The organism is Moorena bouillonii PNG, from assembly GCF_001942495.1.
GTDB lineage: Bacteria > Cyanobacteriota > Cyanobacteriia > Cyanobacteriales > Coleofasciculaceae > Moorena > Moorena bouillonii.
Genome location: NZ_MKZS01000001.1, coordinates 1435790 through 1454132, shown reverse-complemented (window position 1 = coordinate 1454132; position 18343 = coordinate 1435790). Strand labels below are relative to the sequence as shown.

Genomic DNA, 18343 nt, shown 5'->3' with positions numbered 1-18343 from the left:
TTACTTTGCTCACCTTACTTTATAATCTTTACTATAATAGCAATATCCATATAATCCACGTTCTACATGCCTGCCAAGGATCTTTACCACGATGATGAAAACCAGGAGACAATTACGCTATGGAAACCTTCACTGGAGTAACCAATTGTGCTACAGCTCTTATTCATATCCTGACCAACTATTGTAATATCCTGAATCGTCACAAAAATAATTCTATCAATAATACCGTGATCAGTAAAATTATTGTTAGCGATGATAAAACTCGCTATCTAGTTATTAGGGAAGGTTGGAACGATACACAACGAATTCATTCACTCATTTTTGATGCTGAGATACGTAACAATAAAATTTGGCTACACCATGATGGTCTAGATCACGGCATTACAGAAGAGCTACTGGCGGCGGGAATACCCAAAGAACAAATTGTTTTAGCTTTTCATCCTCCCCATATCCGACAACACACTGGCTATGCTATTTCCTAGAGATTGTCGGGTGGGCAAAAATAGTTTGGTTTTGTTGAGTATTAATGATTATACTATTTTGCCCACCCTACGTTAATTGGTATTTTTTTGAACTTTTTCTTTCTCTCTTAGGACAACTGATTAATTTCATCGATAGTCAACCCCGTATATTGAGCAATATCACTCAGGGGTAACCCAGCGGCCTTCATCTGTTTAGCAATCTGGTATTTTCCTTCAAGTCTACCTTGTTCTCGTCCTTCTAGCCTTATTTCTTCTCGTCCTTCTTCTCGTCCTTCCCTTTTCGCAAAATTCAATGCACCTCGCCAGTCCCACAAGGCCATTTCCTGTTTCCAAATCTTTTCCAATTCTGACTCACTAAACCCCGCTTGATTCGCTATAGTTAAAGCTTTTTCTAGCTGTGGGATTTCTTTGAGCTGGTCAGGAATGATTTCTAAGTTGGGTGCTTCTTTGATAAAAAAGATCCACTTATCGATCACACTTTCCAAGTCTTCCAGTTGCTTAGTAAATTTAGGGAGTTCCACAAACACCAACTTTAATTCATTTTCCTGATAAGGCAAGTGGTCTTCTTCTTCTTGAAAGTAAAAACAGCTAATGACTTTTTCGGTTGAGGGGAATAACTTAAAATCCGTGATGGTTAAAGCAATGACTGGATTGATATCGAAATATATCTTTCCCGATTTAAGTTGATTTCCATAGGTTTGGCACAAGTTATAAACCACTCGCTTCTCGAAATCCTTTACATTCCAGATTTGCACTTCAATCAGGACAGTCGTTTCATCCTCTAATACTGCCTTAACATCCAGATAAGTATCTTTGAAATTTACCAAATACTCGTCACTATAGGAATCAATAATTTCTAAATCCTGGATGACGGAATTACCAGAGTATATCATGGCATTGAGGAAGGAAATCAGAATATCCTTACTCTGATCTGAGCCAAAGATTTTCTTGAAAGCAAAGTCAGTTTTCGGGCTGATGAATCTCATGGTTTTACAGCTTTATATAGGGAGCAGGGAACAGGGAGCAGGGAATAGGGAATAGAGAACAGGTAGCTTGTAGGGTGGGCAAAAACAGTTTGGTTTTGTTGAGTATTAATGATTATATTACTTTGCCCACCCTACTTTATAATCTCACTCTTGCCTATTGCCTATTGCCTATTGCCTATTGCCTATTGCCTCTTCCCTATTCCCTATTCCCTGTTCCCTTGTCTATACTCAATCAAACTCCGGTGCCCACACTTCAACAATAGGTAATTCCCAACCAGGAAGCAATTCTGGTACTTGCAGCACATCCCCATCCCCCAGCACAACTTTATCCTGATTGAGGCGATAAACTTCCATGGTGCGAGTTCTCGGATCTACTAACACCCCAACTGTAGTTCCCAATTCCAGAAATTGCTGTATCTTCTGGCGCAATTTTGGTAGGCTATCGCTCTTAGATTTCACTTCAAATGTCAAATCAGGGACTAATTCGGCGTAATCTTCCGTAGTGCGAGGTAGACGTTCAGCTAAGATAAAAGACGCATCCGGGGCACGAACATCCCCATCTTTATTCGGTAAGCGAAAACCACCACTAGAACCAGAAACTCTTCCTAATTTGCGCGGTCTTACCCAGTTACGAAGTTGAGCAGCGATTTCTAGTGCTACTTCATCGGATTCTAACCCTGAAGGACTCATAAAAATAATTTCTCCCCCTATTAATTCCATCTGATAATCAGGATGCTGTGCTTGCAGCGTTTCTAAATCTTTGACCGTTAAATTAGCCATGCTTAAAATCCTCCATCTACAGTTTTATTTTAGGGATTAGGGAGTAGGGAGTAGGGAGTAGGGAGCAGGGAGCAGGGAGCAGGGAGTAGGGAGTAGGGAGTAGGGAGTAGGAGCAATTGCGTTTGTAATTGGGCAAAAATTATAATATTTTTACCAAAATTACCACACTGAATACAATCCCCACACTAACAAAAAGTTTCTCTTATTTATGTCCTATTTACTATTATAGCAATTTTAAATTTCGTAATAAAAAAAAATTCCTAAACCCCTTGACATTGGATTAATTTATGTATATATTAATAATGTACACCATTTAAGGATACTGTTGATCATGACAAAAAACATTCCGCCTAACTCCGATGACAATCAAACTCCTGAAAACCCTGGTCGTAAACCTCAGAAAGTCAAGTACGTTTTGATCGGTTCTCCTGAACAAGTTCGGAATACAATTAATGCCATCTATGCCCTGAAATACGCCTATCCCGACGAGTGGAGCACTCCAGAACCTACTGAAAAGCCTGGTGAGGTTATGACCTTTTTGATTCGATATTTCTATGTAGACTAGGATAGGGTTTTGCCAGGGTTTTGACGCCCTGGCGACTAGGAATTGTGGAGGTTATTTTGAAGCTATCAGCTTATGGGTTAGGTCACAGGCTGGAAGCCTGTGCCACAAAGCTGACCACTGAGTAATGTATTCGTTGATCAACAGTATCTAGATTTGAGCTCCGCTGTACTTGTGGTGGCTTACACAATAGAAATCGGTCAAGGATTGGGGTTAACCAAAACTTGACCGATTTTTTTTATTGGTACAACACTACGCATTCAGATGTTTGACATTCCTAAACTCCGAAACCTAAGTCTAAGCTTACTTTTGACTTCTGACTTCTAACTTCTGACTTGCGCAAGGGCTATTTCCTCCCAACACCCCTCGCCACACGAAAACCGACAAGGGAGCTGAAGTCAACGCGCGCGATATAGAAGAGGCGGGAGGCAGAACGGCAATACCTAGGAAGGAAGTACCTGGACCCGCCCCGCACACTACGATAATCATTATGATTATTAATAATCCAGACACTCCCATCTATAGGGGCTCCTTCGTAATTATCATGCCTTGGATCCTCACACCACTCCCAAACATTGCCGTGCATATCGTATAAGCCAAAGCCGTTGGGGGGAAAACTTCCTACTGGGGTGGTTTCTCCTCGATATTCCCCTTCTGCTTCCTCTGCATAAGTATAGGAAGCGTCATAATTAGCTAATTTACTGGTTATGGTCTCTCCATAATGGAATGGTGTGGTAGTTCCTGCTCTACAGGCGTATTCCCATTCCGCTTCACTCGGTAATCTGTATTCCGTTGCTGTATATTCACAGAGGCGATCGCAAAATTCCACCACATCAAACCAGCTTACTTGCTCTACTGGTCGATTGTCTCCTTTAAATCTCGAAGGGTCTGGATCTAAGTCCCGGTTAATTTTTGGGAGGTTCTTGGCAACAGCTCGCCATTGCGCCTGGGTTACCTGATATTTCCCCAGGAAGAAGGGTTGGATGGTTACTTGGTGTTGAGGTCTTTCACTGTAATCACTCCCCCTCTCACTTTCCGGGGAACCCATTAAGAAGCGTCCTGCTGGGATATACACCATCTGTAAGTCTACTCCATTCCCCAGATCTTCAGTGAAATAACGCGCTTGCTTATTTTCTTTCTTGATTATTACTCCTTTACGGTTAACTGTTACTACTTCAAAGGAAAACTGCTTTAACCCTGAGGGATTAGCTGAGGTAGGGGTTTCTGAAATGAGTAGTTCTTCAGCCAAACGAGCATACTCCCCTCCTAATCGCCCTAATACTTGAGCCTTTAGGCGTGCAAAGGGACGAATTTTTTCTTCTAACTCATCATTACTTGCAGTTGCCGGTGTCAGTAAACGGGCTTCAAAGTCCTTTACTGATAACCCTAATTGATCAGCAAGAAACTCAGATACTTTCTCATTAACTGAAAGGGTTTTACTAATGGGTACAGAATCTACTAATAACTCCCTTACCCCTGGCTTAAATTCGTACTCAATATAATTGGGATTTGAATCTTGGTCTACAGGGGTTATAGACTGGAGCAGTCCACTCATAAACACCTCCGCTACGTGAATTTGGGCAGATTTTGGTAGCAGGGTTTGCTGAATTAGTTGCACTACAGGTAAACTAACTGGAGCAGCTGCCATTAATCCAGCTAACCGACGCGCCATCGGAGAAGCCGTCGCACGAAATCGACTAACTAATGCTGGTGCTTCGAGTTGGGGTTGACTGGGTTTAGCATCTACCGCTTTTTTCTGTGGTTGGGGGTTTTCGGATACATCAAAGTTAAACCCCACTGTACTAACATTTCCCTGACCAGCTATTACCTGTGAGCACGCCAGCAGCGGGTAGAGTTCTAACGTAACGACGGGAACATTGACAGAGGATTTATTCTGAATAGACTTACTGTCATCTTGATCCCAAGGTTTAACAATCAACTGAGAATTGACAACTCCAGGACTAAGAGAATGCAGTTGCACTGGTATTTCTGAAGCTAAAGCCGTGCGTTCCCAAAGCCGTTCAGGGAGTAGCTGAAGGATAGTTAGTAAACCGTTGCGTCCCCACAACTTGAGCACTGGATGAATTAATTGTCTGCGCCAAGCCACAGAAATACAATCACTTACCAATAAAATTAAACGTTGCTTCTTCGGGTCAATTAATACCTGGGGAGGATAGGGAGTGGAATCATACCGACCCGTGCTAGTTTGAGGAAATAAGTCTACCTTTGGTTTATTGATGTCTTCCGTTTCAGTAATCCTTAATTCCCACGTGCGTACATCCCGAAACGCTCCATGATGCTTGACTAAATGTTGCAGTTCAATGATTGTCTGTTTCCAAACAGCAGTTGAACTAGTTTTTTCAACTACCAACGCTAACTCTAACCATCGTTCGGAAGCGGGTTTCAGAACTGGTAGCCAAATCTTTGATTCGGCAATTTGGTAAACAGTAGCTTCTTCATCCAATATCTTTTCTGTAGCAGATGGGACTTTCCGCATTAACGGACGAAGTGCCCGTCCCAACGCCAGACTATTTCTCAATGCTACCGCTGCTGGCACTTTAATCGGAATTGCTTCTCCACTTGCTTTAGTCTTTTTAGGTTTGGAAGAGGCAAGACCAACATCAGCACCAGGTTCTGTGACTTCAGGTAACGGTAATTCTTGGGTATCTGGTTGGATATCTGGAGTTTGATTTGGGGGTTGCGGTGATTGGTCTTGGGATACCGTTGATGATTGCGATCGCTTTTGTGGTTGCTGTGATTGGTCTTGGGATACCGTTGATGATTGCGATGGCTCCTGTGGTAATGGCTGCTGTGGTTCCTCTGACTGGTCTATGGGCTGGTCTAGATGAACAGCCAACCAGAAAATTTCTGCTATTTCCCGAGCAGTTAAATCAAATCCTGCTTTTTGTAGAATAGCGATCGCTTCTTCAAGCATATCCCTTAGGTACTACTGAGGTCTTGGAGTAATCGGTCAATTAACCTTTTTTTGTTCTGGTCTTTGTCTTCGTCTTGAGAGTCACCCATGGGAGCATCCTCTGTATTAACTGTGTTAGTTAACAGATAAATGGCATTGAGCAATTGGTCTGTAGCCAAGTCTCCGTTCTCCCGTCGCTCGATAAACGTTTCAATAATTGGTTTGGCTTGTTCAAGACTATCCCCTAAATGAGCTTTGACAATTGCTTCTAATTTCTCGCGACTTGGTTGCAGTAAATCTAATCGTAAACAGCGTCGTAAAAAAGCCGGGGGAAATTCCCTCTCTCCGTTACTGGTAAGGATTACAAAGGGAAATGGTTTACAGGTTACCTTTCCGTTGTGGATAGTTCTGGTTTCATTATCCCAGGTTTTGACAACAATGTCTGGAAACCGGTCACTTATTCGTGTTAATTCCGGGATTTCAAATTCTCCTTCCTCAAAAATAGTCAATAAATCATTGGGTAAATCAATATCGCTTTTATCCATTTCATCAATTAATAATACCCTCCGCTTCTTTGAGGCTTCGGGGTAAGTTGAGGGGAGTAACGCTGTTCCCAAGGGACCCAATTGAATATACTTACCAATTTCCCCTAAATTATCCTTGCCGCTTCCTTGAGCATCTTGTAATCTACCAATGGCATCATAACTATAAAGTCCTTGCTGTAAATGGGAGCGAGTGGTAATATTCCAACGTAACACTTCTCCTAATTTTAACTCATGAGCGACTGCATAGGCTAAAGATGTTTTTCCTGTGCCTGGTTTTCCGGTTACTAATAAAGGACGACGCAGATACAACGCTGCATTGACTAACTCTATTGCCTCTGGCCTGGTCTGATAGGTTTTACCCGGTTCTTTTTTCTCAAAATTCCGCCAGCTAGGAGGATCAGGAAGGCGTTCAATGCCTTCGTGGGGTTGTTCGGGAGTGCCGCGAAATATTTTCCAAGAGTTATTAGTCATAGGGTTGTATAGTCAATCTGGGGTGGTAGTAGATCGGGGTCTTCCCACAAAAGAGCAAGATGGTGTCCGATATGTTCTTGTCCATGCTCTTTTTTAGGAGCCTTTAAACGTTGTTCTTCTACCTTTTTGGGAAGTTCATTTATTTGACACTCGAATAATTTATCAAATTCATCTTGACAATTGATGATAGTTTTAAAATCATTTTTTCTCAGCCATAAAGCAACTGGTATTTCCATCGTGTCAATTACTTTTAATATCTCATAATCTGGGGGGTTATATAATTTTAATGCTATGGTTTTTTTATTCATTTTTTCGTTTTTTAAATGAGCATACAACCTTTCCGAATCAAAATCAAATTTACCAACATCAACAAATTCTTGATGGCATTTATTTTCACGACTATCTTTGATTTTTTTCCATTTTTCGCTGCAAATTTTTTGGTTACCATTGTTATGAGTCAAACGTTCAAAACGTTTTAGAGATCGAATAAATACTTTATAATGCTTACCCATAGGACATGTTAAACCATAATAATTTGTAATATTAATTCTTTCAATTTCATAGTTTAATAGTTCATAAGGCAATGAAAATACAATACTTGTATTTTTGCAAAATTTACTGTTGTTTTGTGGATCACTTAAAAATTTTTTTATGAAATTTTCTAACTTTTTAAGAGATAAAACATCTTGTTCAGATTCTCCATCAGCTGATCGAGTCTCTAAAAATTTACAATTTTGAGGATATTCTAAGTAATTATAATTATTTTTGTCAGGAATGAACCAAGCTGATACTAAATATCTTTTTTGACCTTTTTGGTGATATTGCTTACTGGAATCTACCTTGACAAGCAGATAAGGTTGTGCATCTAAATTTTGTTGCTGATGATTTTGAGAGTGACTGCTACTCTGAGATAATAAATCAGAAGGGTTATTAGCATTTTCTCTTATCCATTGGTTGAGTTGATCAGCATGTGAGTTGGGAATATCTCCAGTTTTTAATAAATGATCAACAAATTGTACAATAGGTTTTTCATTATGAGTTCCTTGAGGTTGCTCATCCAATTCTTTTAGAATTTCATCTAAACTGTCAGGGGATTTATTTTCCCAATCATCCCAGGATTTATTAATACAACAAGCTTGATAAGCCTGTTGCATTTGGTTGATAAAGTGTTTTTCTAAAGGACGCAAGATATCGATTAAACTAGTCGTAATTTTAAATTTTTCCTTAATTGCCTTTAAATCAGGATTATCTGGATTTTCTTTAAGGGCTCCATCAATTAAATTTCCTAACTTATTTTTAGCATCAAAATTTTCTACTAATCTGTGAACAATTTCCTTCAAATTGCCACCACTAGCAACCTCCTTCAGCTTTATATTTAATTCATAATTCACCATCATTTCTAATTGATTTTCACTAGTGAAAGCACTACACAGTGCTTTGTTTATCTCTTTGAGGAGATAGCCAGGGGTATTTCCACCATTCATTTACGGTTACTTCAATAGTTTAAGGGATGGATTTGCCAAAAATTGATTACAACTCAATACAATAATGATCCAAAGCACTTTGTCCCGGACCCTGACCCCAGCGTGAATCAGGTTTCCAAGCACCATTTTCTTCTTCGCGACGGCGAGTGTGGACAGTGAGCTGTTTATCGTTAATTTTCAGTAGATTATATTGCCAGGGATAAGCGGATCGTAGTTCAAAGGTCGGTGCGCCAAAGGTGCCAGCACAAATTCCGTCGAGTTTGCGTCCACCTGGGCTGAGGTCGTAACGGAAAAGGTTGGTTTCGGCTTTGTGGATATGTCCGTGGAGGAAGAAGCGGAATCCAGCAACGGCCAATTGTTCAATGAAGCCTTTTTTAGTAATGCGATCGCTTCCGTCACTATTGAGGGGATGGTGCCAAACCGCTATTTTCAGGCACTTATCGTAGTCTGGGTTACGGCGAATCTTTGTCAGGGCGTTGGCCAGAGCACCGGAGTGGATGCTAGCACGAGCTCTGAAGTGATGATCCAGTTCCCAAGCGGAGTTTAGTCCTAGGATCAGCAAGTTTTGCTCTGGGAGATGGTCGATAATGGCTTGCTGGTCATAGTCGAGGGGATACGGTTCATTTTTGATAGTTTTATAGAATTGGCTGAAGTAGGCAAAGCGTTGTTGGTATTTGGCTTCGTCTGGGACTCCAATCAGCTCTTCACTTTTGATATAGTGACCCTCTTTTAGTTCACCGTCGTAGTTTTCGCGATACAAAAACTGATAAGCCTGCTTTGCTAGTGTCCAGTTTAGGTCATGGTTACCAGGAACTATAACAATTTGCTTCGGGTCTAGGCGGAAGTCTTGGCGGAAGTTATCGAGAAACTGTTGTGCAGCCTCGTATTCTTGAAGAGTAGACTTATTGGCGATATCACCCGATAGGATCAGAGCATCAAGGTTAGGGATGTCAAGGTCTTTGATGAGGTCTTCGGCAAGTTGGTTTGACCAAATCTTAGCTTGCTCAGGGGTGGTTATATGGAGGTCCGAGAGGTGGAGGATATGGGTGGTTTTACAGGATGTTTTCCCACTCCTCGCCGTCCCAGGGCTCAAATCATGCTTGGCATTTTTGTCTAACCATTGCTTTAGTTGATCACCAATTGGGTTGGGAATATCTTCAGTTTCTAATAAACGAGCGCCAAATTGTATAATAGGTATTTCCTGATCATTGTAGTATTGAGGTATTTTATCTAAATTTTTTAGAATTTCCTCTAAACTTTCAGGGATTTCCTCTGCCGAATTATATAATAAATCAGCACAACAAACTTGATAAGCCTGTTGCATTTGCGTCATAAAGTTGTTTTCTAAAGGAAGCAATAAGTTTACTAAACTAGTTGTAATTTTAAATTTTTCTTTAATTGCCTTTAACTCAGCATTCTTGGGATTTTCTTTAAGAGCGTTCTTAATTAATTTTTCTAAACTATTCCTAGTCTTAAAATATTCTACTAGGTTGTAAACAATTTCATTCAAATTGCCACCACTAGCAACCTGTGCCAGATTTTGACTGAATTGATGTCGTAGCATCATTGCTAATTTCATTTCACTAGGGAAAGCACTACACAGTGCTGACTCTATCTGCTCGAGGAGATAACCAGGGGGATTTCCAGCATTCATTGATGGTTACTTCAATATCTGTGAACAATAGAAGTTAATACTCTGACTCTAATTAAGTATCTACACTCTGATTATACCGAGTTCCGTAAATTTTGCTTTATTTGCTGGCATTTGGCAACCTGGTGGTGGTTTACAGGTTCAGACAACCATTCACCACATTGCTTCACCCTTACGTAAATTTGTCAATAACCCTTGCTTCTCTAATCGCGCACAAATAGCACTGAAAGGACTGCCAGCATTATAACTAGGATTCCAGCTTGGGTCACCACTATGATGCAGGGCTACCAAATTCCAGTTAATATCAAAACATGGAGAACCAGAGGAACCGGGTTCGGTATTGGTTTTATACTTAACCATGGTACGATTATCGTCAATACTAATAATAGCCTCGGTGTCAAAGGCCAATTTTAAGGGTTCCGCCTGGGGATGTTGCACTATAAACAGTGGAGTATCGGGCACAAACTGATAATATGGCTCTTGTGGTAACTCAATCCACTGGCGCTTGGGAGAATCGGGATCGGGATTTTTCCCAATCGGTTCTTCCCCAGGAACTCCATCTACTCTCAGCAAGGCATAATCCAATTCGTCAGGGGTTGGTAACGGATTGTTGGTATAACGACTTTGATCAATTAGCCAGTCATCCTCTACTAAGCGATACTCTGTACCTGGGTTGATAACTTTACCATCCCCTAACTGCTTGTAGTCAAAACGCAGGATAACATTACTAGACGTTGCTTGTTCTAAAATTACCGATTCCACCACATGGTAATTAGTAATAACCACATTGGGCGCAATCAGAAAACCTGTGCCAAATTCCTGACTATTATCATTATTCGTAACTTCGACACGACAGACTTGCCCTTCAATTTGACCTAACTTCTCCCGCCACTGATTTACATCTAAAAAAGAATTGGTTTTCTTAATCAGTCTTTCTACTCTACCTCTTGCGGATAGGGGTTGAGGCAGAGTAATAGCAAGATTCAACTCCTGGGCAAAAGCGAATAACGCTGGGTTACCTGGATTCGATTCACGGGCACCTGCAATTAATTTATCAACCCATCCTTCTGCTTGGGCAGCTTTAATTAACTTAAATACAATTTCTTTTAAGTCATCTCCCATCGCAATAGAATCTAGATTTTTACTGAACTTAAAGTAAACTAATTCAGCAAGTTTTTGTTTTGATGGGAAAGCATCAATTAAAGCATTCGTTAATTGTTGATATTGCGGTCCTGTTAGTGTCATAGTTAAGTTTAATTATTCAGGAATAAAAAATTAAAACTATAACTTTGATTATACCTACTCCCTACTCCCTACTCCCGACTCCCGACTCCCGACTCCCGACTCCCGACTCCCTACGGGTGCATGTCAGTTTTGTTAATCCCTGATTCAGATCCCCCATTATCCCCCTTAATAAGGGGGACTTTTCAATCTAATTCCCCCCTTTTTTAAGGGGGGTTAGGGGGGATCTATGTACCTAATTACAAAGTTGACATGCTCCCTACTCCCTACTCCCTACTCCCTACTCCCTACTCCCTACTCCCTATACTCTATTCAAAAAATAGCTTTCAGGAAAATATTCACTAATCATCATTACCGATTGGTGATTAGAAAAGACGCAATAGGTACGAAACAGTAAATTTGCTTCCGGTTCAATCTGGAAATAATCAGCTAATTCCTTAGCTGGCTTTTTTCCAGTATCCACAATTTCTTTAAAGGTCTCGAATCTCTGCTCTCGCCAGATTTTGCCAATGGGGGTTTTAGTTTTAAGTAAATCTTTTTGAAAGTACTCATCTAGACGATCAATAACAATAATTGACTCAGCATAGATATAATTCTTGCGACTTATTTTACCCTGTAATAGTATTTTCCTATCAAGTACTGAGCTTCCTTTATTTAATTGCATTGGATCTATATCATCAGTTGTCGTTACCAATTCTTCCGACAACTTAACTAGACGAATCTGTTCAAACAGATAGGCTTCCAACATATCGGTTACTGTGCCATCTGTCGTTAAGAGAATTCTTTGGAAAATACTCAGAGTCGAGGGGTCTATATAACTTCGACTTAGGGATTGCTGTAGATCATTTCTCATTTTTAATAGCAATTATTATTGGGGTGAGGTATTAATTTTTGGGTTTTAGGGAGTAGGGAGTAGGGAGTAGGGAGTAGGGAGTAGGGAGTAGGGAGTGGGGAGTGTGGGAAGTTTGGGGAGGGTGGGGAGTGGGAAAAAATTATCCAAGCTCTTTCCTACTTTTCCCTGTTCCCTATTCCCTGTTCCCTATTTCCTTGTACCTATAACACCAAAAAATTTTCCAAGGTCTTTCCTACTGCTCCGAAGTCCCTGCTCCCTGCTCCCTTGATAAAAACGCTATATATAGCGTTTATTGCATGTATGAGGTACAATTATCAACCTCAAAGTCCCCCTTTTTAAGGGGAACCAACGGGGGATCCCTTTGTACCTCATGGGAAAGAAAATTGCTATATATATCCTGCGCCACCTTTCGATATTTGCGATTTTACAAATACTTCTGCAACAACAACTCCAACTTCTCCTTAGTTGCTTCTGGAGCCTGATCTAAGGGAGTGAAAATAGCATGCTTCAAGGCGGAATGGGCTTTAGAAACGGGTGGATTATCAACTAACCGGCGCACTGTCTCTTGAATCACCTTCTGAGCATTAATCGCATTGCGCTGTAGATTATCAATTATCATCTCCACAGTGACATGGTCATGATCCTCATGCCAGCAATCATAATCCGTGACTAGGGCGAGGGTAGCATAGGCAATTTCCGCCTCCCGTGCTAACTTGGCCTCTGGCAAATTGGTCATGCCAATTACTTTTGCGCCCCAACTCCGGTAGAGATTAGATTCGGCCATGGTGGAAAATGCTGGCCCTTCCATGCACAGATAAGTCCCACCGTTATGTACGGTCACCTCTGGTAACTCCAAACTTGCGATCGCATCCACTAAAATTCCCGCCAGTTGGTTGCACACCGGGTGTCCAAACCCAATATGAGCCACAATCCCTTCCCCGAAAAAGGTCGAAACCCGATTCTTCGTCCGGTCAATAAACTGATCCGGTACCAGCATATCTAAGGGTTTGACCTCTTCCTGGAGAGAACCTACTGCTGAGGCAGAAATGATATACTCCACGCCTAACTGCTTCATGGCATAGATATTGGCTCGGAAGGGTAACTCCGAAGGCATCAAATGATGATTGCGACCATGACGAGATAAGAAAGCCACAGTAGTTCCTTCTAGGGTTCCCACCATCAAGGCATCGGAGGGAGAACCAAAGGGGGTTTCAATCGGTACCTCCTGCACATCCTTGAGAGCAGCCATTTTGTAAAGTCCGCTACCGCCAATAATCCCAATTTGTGCTTTTACCATGGTGTTTGTGCTTGCTGTGCCTCAGTCCAACGCTTTGTTATTTTACCAATTGTATTAATTTTTGTTAAGGGATTTTAGGGGAAGAGTGTGGGGAGATAGGGGAGTGTGGGGAGATAGGGGAGTGTGGGGAGATAGGGGAGAGGGGAGACGTAGTTTTCGATGAAGTTGGTATTTTAAGACTATTTTTGTTGATCAGCCATGTTGGTAATCATTTATTACTCGATTCAAGACTTCTGAGCAAAACCAAAAGAGCGATGCTCTGAAAGAGCCGCTACGCGAACGCATTTTCGCAATCGAAACTAGCCTTGAGCAAAGCAAAAGCCTGGCATAGAGTTAAGTCACGACTCCCGACTCCCGACTCCCGACTCCCGACTCCCGACTCCCGACTCCCGAATCCCGACTCCCGACTCCCGACTCCCGACTCCCGACTCCCGACTCCCGACTCCCGACTCCCGACTCCCGACTCCCGACTCCCGACTCCCGACTCCCGACTCCCGACTCCCGACTCCCGACTCCCGACTCCCGACGATTCAAACTAAAATCTTAAACCAAATCCACCTTGAACAGAAGCAGCGACGCCGCCACCCTCCCGATAGGCATCAAAAGCAATAATCGCATTACCAAACAAAACCGTTTGGCTATTAGGGATCATAAAATCAATACCAGGTTGTATAGCAAAACTCGTTTTATCTCCTACTGGTGAGGGAGAGTGACCGCTAGCAAATACAGCCCCTGCTCCCACGTAAGCATCGGTTTGCCAATTAAGGGGGAAATCGTAACTAATTGTTGGCACAATAGCAGTGCCAGCACCAATCAGGGCTTGTGTCCGGAAGGAAATCGGGATTTCTAGGAATTTGTAGCGAAACGCAATTAATCCACCAATTTGCTGACCTTCTCCATCATCATCCTTTGTAATACCAAAGGTAGGACCGATTCCCACATAACTTCCGTAGGCAGCTTGAGCAAATGCTGGTTGCGACTTAATCATTAAACTAGCCAGACTCCCCAGCACCAGCGTTCCTAGTGTGGACAATAAACCAATAGCATTACCCATTTCCTCAACTCCTCAATCCTAATTCTAATGATGGCTGCTTTCTCGCTCATATTAGCTTAATTGCTTTGGTGAAACTAATATAGCAAAGGGAACAGGGAACAGGGAATAGGGAACAGGGAATAGGGAACAGGGAATAGGGAACAGGGAACAGGCAAGAAAGTAAAAATTATTTGATTATAATAGAAACCGCTATATACAGGTTGATGTTTTGTTCACTGTTGATAGTTAACTTTAAATCAACGCAATCCATTAAGCAATCTATTCTGGTTAAGGGGGTTTTCAACTCAAGTCAACTCGAAGATAGTCAATCGACTCAGTAGCTTTTGAATTTATGCGTTCGCGTAGCGGCTCTTTCAGAGCATCGCTAATTTTTTGACAATAGAAAAAATTGAGCCTACTTGATTTTTTCCCACTTGTTTCTTACCACTTGTTTCTTCCTTGTTGGGTGCATCTCCTAAAAGCTATTTGACCCGATGGGTGTAACGGGCATCTTGCCCGTTACAATCGGACGGACTGTTCCAACTCGCGAAGAGGCGGAAAATTAGGCGATCGCGTCCCTAACGCACCCTACGCAACTGATAGCTGATAGCTGATAGCTGATAGCTTACCCCGACTCCCGACTCCCGACTCCCGACTCCCGACTCCCGACTCCCGACTCCCGATTCCCTACTCCCGACTCCCGACTCCCTACTCCCTACTCCCGACTCCCGACTCCCTACTCCCTACTCCCTATTCCCTACTCCCTACTCTAAAATAGTGTCACAAACATCGAGGATGAAGTCCACCATAGGTACAAATATATCGAAGTTGCTGCTCATCTAAATTTTTAACATTGGTAAAATTCACCCCCTTAATCCGGGCTAAATTCGATTTAGGTGGTGGCAAGGTAATAAATTGATTAGCCTTGTTCTGTTTAGCCATAGCAAAGGTAACTCCCAGAAAATCTGCTCCAGCTAAATTAGCCCCTCGCAAATCCGCAGCACTTAGATTAGCGTGACGTAGCTTAGCATTGTACAGCTGGGCATTGCGTAAATTAGCCCCTACCAATTGGGTTGAATTAAAATCAACATTTTTGAGATTAGCATTACTCAAATTTGCCCTAGAAAGATTCGCTCCTTGCCAGCTTGATTGACTTAAATCAGCAGAAGAGAAATCACTCCCCACAGCACTAACTTTGCCCAAACGAGCACCATGAAGACTAGAGAGACTGAATTTTGCTTCCCCCAAATTAGCTCCTGTGAGGCTAGCATTTTCTAAGATAGCTCTACGGAAATCAGCATTAATCAGCTGGGCACTGCTGAGATTAGCACCGATCAGGCTGCCGTTATAAAACCTTGCTCGGTTCAGGGTTGCCCCGATTAAATTGGTGCGATTCATCAAGACATTGTCGAGAATAGCACCAGTTAGGTTAACTTCTCTGAGATCAGCTCCGCTAAAGTCACTGACCCAATCATCAAAAGTGCCAAAATGTTCATCCTCACCAGGGCCATAGAAGCGACTACCCTGCAAATTAGCACCGGACAAATTAGCGTAGCGGAAATTAATGCCCGACAAATTCAGATTGTTCAGAATTGGATTAAAATAGCCATAACCCTGATTAACCTTACTGAGGTTAATATAGCTCAGGTTAGCATTATGCACTTGACCGTCGTAGATAGTCAGAATTTTCGAGATAGCTTGCTTAGTTGCTCGGTGCCGCACCGCTAGCACTCCCCCAACCCCTGGTTTACCTTCCCTGGTTAGGGTTTTCTGGTCGTTGGCCAAAGATTGATTCAATATTCGTAGATGGGGAAGGGGTTGAACACCTTTACTGACCAAGGTTTGTTGGAGGGTATCAATCAAGCTAGGGGTATTTTCCTGACCCAGCAAATCCACCAGAAACGGTACAGCACGATGGTCGTCTATCCTACCTAGAGCCAGAATTGATCCCATACGTTCTTCTTGAGCAGTGCTATCAGTGGAGCTTAATTGTTTCACTAAGGTCAGAAAGACCTGATTTTTCTGCTGATTGAACGCTCGCCAATTGGCCTGACTTTGAATATAGATTTGGGTACCCACAAACGTGCCGAGTACAGAACCCATCCCGCCAAAGGTAACAATTAGCAGAGTAAGACCAGGATTTCGGCGCATCCACAACCAAAGATTGGGGGAGTGCTGTTGAGATTTTGAGTACAGGGTAATGGGATTAACTGTTGCGCTACGGTAACCCCAGGTAGCTTTCTGGTGATTAGACCATTGCCCATCAGTTTCCTCCTCTAGCTCTACCTCTTCATACTCTTGAGACCATTGCCCATCAGTCTCCTCCTCTAGCTCAACCTCTTCATACTCTGGTGAGGGGGAGGATTCAAAACTTGACCAGTACGGCAAGAGCAACCGAGAGGAATCCGACACATAAGTTCCGGCTATGTAGTCGTGGAGGCTGCGATGTTGAGCATTTAATACAGAACTAAAACTCTCTGCCAATAGCATCAATCCTGCCAATCCCAACAAAATTAACAAGTCGGGAAACGCTCCAGTGTAGCGCCAGAGTAAATAAGCACTTCCCAGTGGTAATCCCCAGCGTCCCACTGCCTCACGCCACACCGCACCGATCAAACCAGGCGGTTTTCCCGAAGCGGTAACCACTCGCACTCCAAACCAACCTTTGGGAATAGTTTGACCAGTTTTTCCCAGCAGATAAAGTTGCCATAGGGTTACTCCTACTGGCATCACTAACGAAGCACACCAAAAAAAATTGGTCAGGGGAGTGACTCGCTTGGTTAGTTGTAGGCGCGGGTAAGCTAGAGTTTTTGCGATCGCATTCTGGGTTGCCCCCAACACTGGGTTAAGGGGAACCGGTTCTGCCTTCGAGTATTTTTCTGCATACAAACCAATCCCGTAAGGGAGCAGCGCACTGGTAGTTACCAGCGATACTTCCAAAAGCGCTGCCACGCAACGCCTAGTCACCAGTGGCAGAACCAAGTTCAGTCGCAGCGGAAAATACCAGCTACCTTCTCGATGTTGACCTGTTTTTAGAGTGGGGCTAGCCATATTTAATTACCAGGCTGCTTATGGTTGCTTTGTAATGACTTTAAACGCTGATTTCAAGGATCAGTAAGCAAATTCCCCGAGATTATAGCAGATTTTGCTTGATACCATTTTTTTTTGCAAACACCTGATGACTATGTTTAACTATGTCTAGACTTAACCGGTTGAATACCGGCGAGAGCACTGATCCGCTATGAAATCAAGCCTCATTATTATATAGCAGTTTTAAATTGGGTGAGGTACCCGTCAGCTATCAGCAGTCAGCCTTCAGCCCTCAGCCCTTAGCCCTCAGCCTTCAGCATTTTAATGCTAGCTGATAACTGATAGCTGATAACTGATAGCTGATAGCTGATAGCTGATAGCTGATAGCTGATAGCTTACCCGAAACAAATTCAAATGGAGATAGTCAAGTAATCTAGAACAAGTGTATTAGTAATAGATCAGAAGACTTTAGGGGATGACAATGACTAAACTATTCCCACACTGGATGATTGTTCCGATCACCATAGCTGTATGCTTAAGTAGCGCTGGTGTCGCCAGCGCCGAAACCATCAACCTTGAGCCTGAATTCCAGCCTGATCCCATCGTAGTTACTGGAAACTCTGGAGGATCAAACAAGAGCCAATGCGGTATGGTTAGTACCCAGCCCAATCATGTCATTAATTTGAACCAAGATTTTACCTACTTGCGCTTCAACCTAGAAAGCCAGGGCCAGCCCACTCTATTGATTCAGGAGCCCAATGGTACCTCATGTACACAGGCCGATAATTTATCTGGGGGGAATATTGTTAAAATGGGATATTGGGAGCAAGGCAGCTACTCATTCTACGTCGGCGATCGCAATGGTGAACAGCATCCTTATACCTTATCGATCACTAAAACTCCCTAGTACCAGCGTGCAGAATGAAAAGTTCAACAGTCAATAATTATTGTACGTAAGGCTTTTGGGTGCAAGCCTTTTGCCTGACAACTGCGGCGAAGTCTATGGTTGATTA

At 42.5% G+C, this 18343-nt stretch carries 16 protein-coding genes; 5 read left to right on the top strand and 11 right to left on the bottom strand.

Going from position 1 to position 18343, the window contains the following annotated elements:
- Window positions 1-119: 119 nt before the first annotated feature.
- A complete protein-coding gene (locus BJP37_RS05990; RefSeq protein WP_075897261.1) occupies window positions 120-482 on the top strand; it encodes a XisI protein in 363 nt (120 codons plus the stop codon).
- Window positions 483-589: 107 nt separating this feature from the next.
- Here the strand turns inward: BJP37_RS05990 and BJP37_RS05985 are convergent, their stop codons facing one another.
- Window positions 590-1468 carry an Rpn family recombination-promoting nuclease/putative transposase gene (locus BJP37_RS05985; RefSeq protein WP_075897259.1) on the bottom strand — a complete coding sequence of 293 codons (879 nt, stop codon included), beginning with the start codon at window positions 1466-1468 and terminating at the stop codon, window positions 590-592.
- Window positions 1469-1542: 74 nt separating this feature from the next.
- Between BJP37_RS05985 and BJP37_RS38610 the strand changes: the two genes are divergently transcribed.
- On the top strand, window positions 1543-1731 hold the full coding sequence (locus BJP37_RS38610; RefSeq protein ID WP_158069450.1) for a hypothetical protein: 189 nt from the start codon (window positions 1543-1545) through the stop codon (window positions 1729-1731).
- On the opposite strand, the gene BJP37_RS05980 is transcribed toward BJP37_RS38610, so the two are convergent.
- Window positions 1697-2248 (bottom strand): Uma2 family endonuclease, encoded by a 552-nt coding sequence (locus BJP37_RS05980; RefSeq protein WP_075897257.1) that lies wholly within the window; start codon window positions 2246-2248, stop codon window positions 1697-1699. The two genes, BJP37_RS38610 and BJP37_RS05980, sit on opposite strands and share 35 nt — an antisense overlap.
- Before the next feature lie 331 nt (window positions 2249-2579).
- On the opposite strand from BJP37_RS05980, the gene BJP37_RS05975 reads away from it, so the two are divergent.
- Window positions 2580-2813, top strand: a complete 234-nt coding sequence (locus BJP37_RS05975; protein ID WP_075897255.1) for a hypothetical protein — start codon at window positions 2580-2582, stop codon at window positions 2811-2813.
- Between the two features lie 343 nt (window positions 2814-3156).
- Here BJP37_RS05975 and BJP37_RS42185 read toward each other — a convergent pair whose 3' ends face one another.
- From BJP37_RS42185 to BJP37_RS05940, 7 genes are all read right to left on the bottom strand, one after another.
- Window positions 3157-5745: a formylglycine-generating enzyme family protein gene (locus tag BJP37_RS42185; RefSeq protein ID WP_075897253.1), complete on the bottom strand. Its 2589-nt coding sequence runs from the start codon at window positions 5743-5745 to the stop codon at window positions 3157-3159.
- A 5-nt stretch (window positions 5746-5750) separates the two neighbouring features.
- Window positions 5751-6740 (bottom strand): AAA family ATPase, encoded by a 990-nt coding sequence (locus tag BJP37_RS05965; RefSeq protein ID WP_075897251.1) that lies wholly within the window; start codon window positions 6738-6740, stop codon window positions 5751-5753.
- Window positions 6737-8224, bottom strand: a complete 1488-nt coding sequence (locus BJP37_RS05960; RefSeq protein WP_075897249.1) for a VMAP-C domain-containing protein — start codon at window positions 8222-8224, stop codon at window positions 6737-6739. The genes BJP37_RS05965 and BJP37_RS05960 overlap by 4 nt, the downstream gene beginning before the upstream one ends.
- Before the next feature lie 46 nt (window positions 8225-8270).
- Window positions 8271-9878: an effector-associated domain EAD1-containing protein gene (locus tag BJP37_RS34245; RefSeq protein WP_081431089.1), complete on the bottom strand. Its 1608-nt coding sequence runs from the start codon at window positions 9876-9878 to the stop codon at window positions 8271-8273.
- A 150-nt stretch (window positions 9879-10028) separates the two neighbouring features.
- Window positions 10029-11120: an effector-associated domain EAD1-containing protein gene (locus tag BJP37_RS05950; protein ID WP_075897247.1), complete on the bottom strand. Its 1092-nt coding sequence runs from the start codon at window positions 11118-11120 to the stop codon at window positions 10029-10031.
- Between the two features lie 298 nt (window positions 11121-11418).
- Entirely contained in the window at window positions 11419-11970 is a 552-nt protein-coding gene (locus tag BJP37_RS05945; protein ID WP_075897245.1) for a chorismate--pyruvate lyase family protein, read from the bottom strand.
- A gap of 424 nt (window positions 11971-12394) precedes the next feature.
- Window positions 12395-13267, bottom strand: a complete 873-nt coding sequence (locus tag BJP37_RS05940) for an S-methyl-5'-thioadenosine phosphorylase (protein WP_075897243.1) — start codon at window positions 13265-13267, stop codon at window positions 12395-12397.
- A 305-nt stretch (window positions 13268-13572) separates the two neighbouring features.
- Between BJP37_RS05940 and BJP37_RS38605 the strand changes: the two genes are divergently transcribed.
- A complete protein-coding gene (locus BJP37_RS38605) occupies window positions 13573-13806 on the top strand; it encodes a hypothetical protein (RefSeq protein ID WP_158069449.1) in 234 nt (77 codons plus the stop codon).
- Here BJP37_RS38605 and BJP37_RS05930 read toward each other — a convergent pair.
- Window positions 13803-14321 carry a hypothetical protein gene (locus BJP37_RS05930; RefSeq protein WP_075897241.1) on the bottom strand — a complete coding sequence of 173 codons (519 nt, stop codon included), beginning with the start codon at window positions 14319-14321 and terminating at the stop codon, window positions 13803-13805. The genes BJP37_RS38605 and BJP37_RS05930 overlap by 4 nt on opposite strands.
- A 759-nt stretch (window positions 14322-15080) precedes the next feature.
- Window positions 15081-17351 (bottom strand): pentapeptide repeat-containing protein, encoded by a 2271-nt coding sequence (locus BJP37_RS05920; RefSeq protein ID WP_075897239.1) that lies wholly within the window; start codon window positions 17349-17351, stop codon window positions 15081-15083.
- 460 nt (window positions 17352-17811) lie between these two features.
- On the opposite strand from BJP37_RS05920, the gene BJP37_RS05915 reads away from it, so the two are divergent.
- On the top strand, window positions 17812-18237 hold the full coding sequence (locus BJP37_RS05915) for a hypothetical protein (RefSeq protein WP_081431088.1): 426 nt from the start codon (window positions 17812-17814) through the stop codon (window positions 18235-18237).
- Window positions 18238-18343 lie beyond the last annotated feature (106 nt).

Bases quoted from the DNA above. Each gene is read 5' to 3' on its own strand.
- BJP37_RS05915 (WP_081431088.1), top strand. From the start codon at position 17,812: ATGACTAAACTATTCCCACACTGGATGATTGTTCCGATCACCATAGCT.
- BJP37_RS05980 (WP_075897257.1), bottom strand. From the start codon at position 2,248: ATGGCTAATTTAACGGTCAAAGATTTAGAAACGCTGCAAGCACAGCAT.
- BJP37_RS05920 (WP_075897239.1), bottom strand. From the start codon at position 17,351: ATGGCTAGCCCCACTCTAAAAACAGGTCAACATCGAGAAGGTAGCTGG.
- BJP37_RS05965 (WP_075897251.1), bottom strand. From the start codon at position 6,740: ATGACTAATAACTCTTGGAAAATATTTCGCGGCACTCCCGAACAACCC.
- BJP37_RS42185 (WP_075897253.1), bottom strand. From the start codon at position 5,745: ATGCTTGAAGAAGCGATCGCTATTCTACAAAAAGCAGGATTTGATTTA.
- BJP37_RS05945 (WP_075897245.1), bottom strand. From the start codon at position 11,970: ATGAGAAATGATCTACAGCAATCCCTAAGTCGAAGTTATATAGACCCC.
- BJP37_RS05975 (WP_075897255.1), top strand. From the start codon at position 2,580: ATGACAAAAAACATTCCGCCTAACTCCGATGACAATCAAACTCCTGAA.
- BJP37_RS05950 (WP_075897247.1), bottom strand. From the start codon at position 11,120: ATGACACTAACAGGACCGCAATATCAACAATTAACGAATGCTTTAATT.
- BJP37_RS05985 (WP_075897259.1), bottom strand. From the start codon at position 1,468: ATGAGATTCATCAGCCCGAAAACTGACTTTGCTTTCAAGAAAATCTTT.
- BJP37_RS05930 (WP_075897241.1), bottom strand. From the start codon at position 14,321: ATGGGTAATGCTATTGGTTTATTGTCCACACTAGGAACGCTGGTGCTG.
- BJP37_RS34245 (WP_081431089.1), bottom strand. From the start codon at position 9,878: ATGAATGCTGGAAATCCCCCTGGTTATCTCCTCGAGCAGATAGAGTCA.
- BJP37_RS05960 (WP_075897249.1), bottom strand. From the start codon at position 8,224: ATGAATGGTGGAAATACCCCTGGCTATCTCCTCAAAGAGATAAACAAA.
- BJP37_RS05940 (WP_075897243.1), bottom strand. From the start codon at position 13,267: ATGGTAAAAGCACAAATTGGGATTATTGGCGGTAGCGGACTTTACAAA.
- BJP37_RS05990 (WP_075897261.1), top strand. From the start codon at position 120: ATGGAAACCTTCACTGGAGTAACCAATTGTGCTACAGCTCTTATTCAT.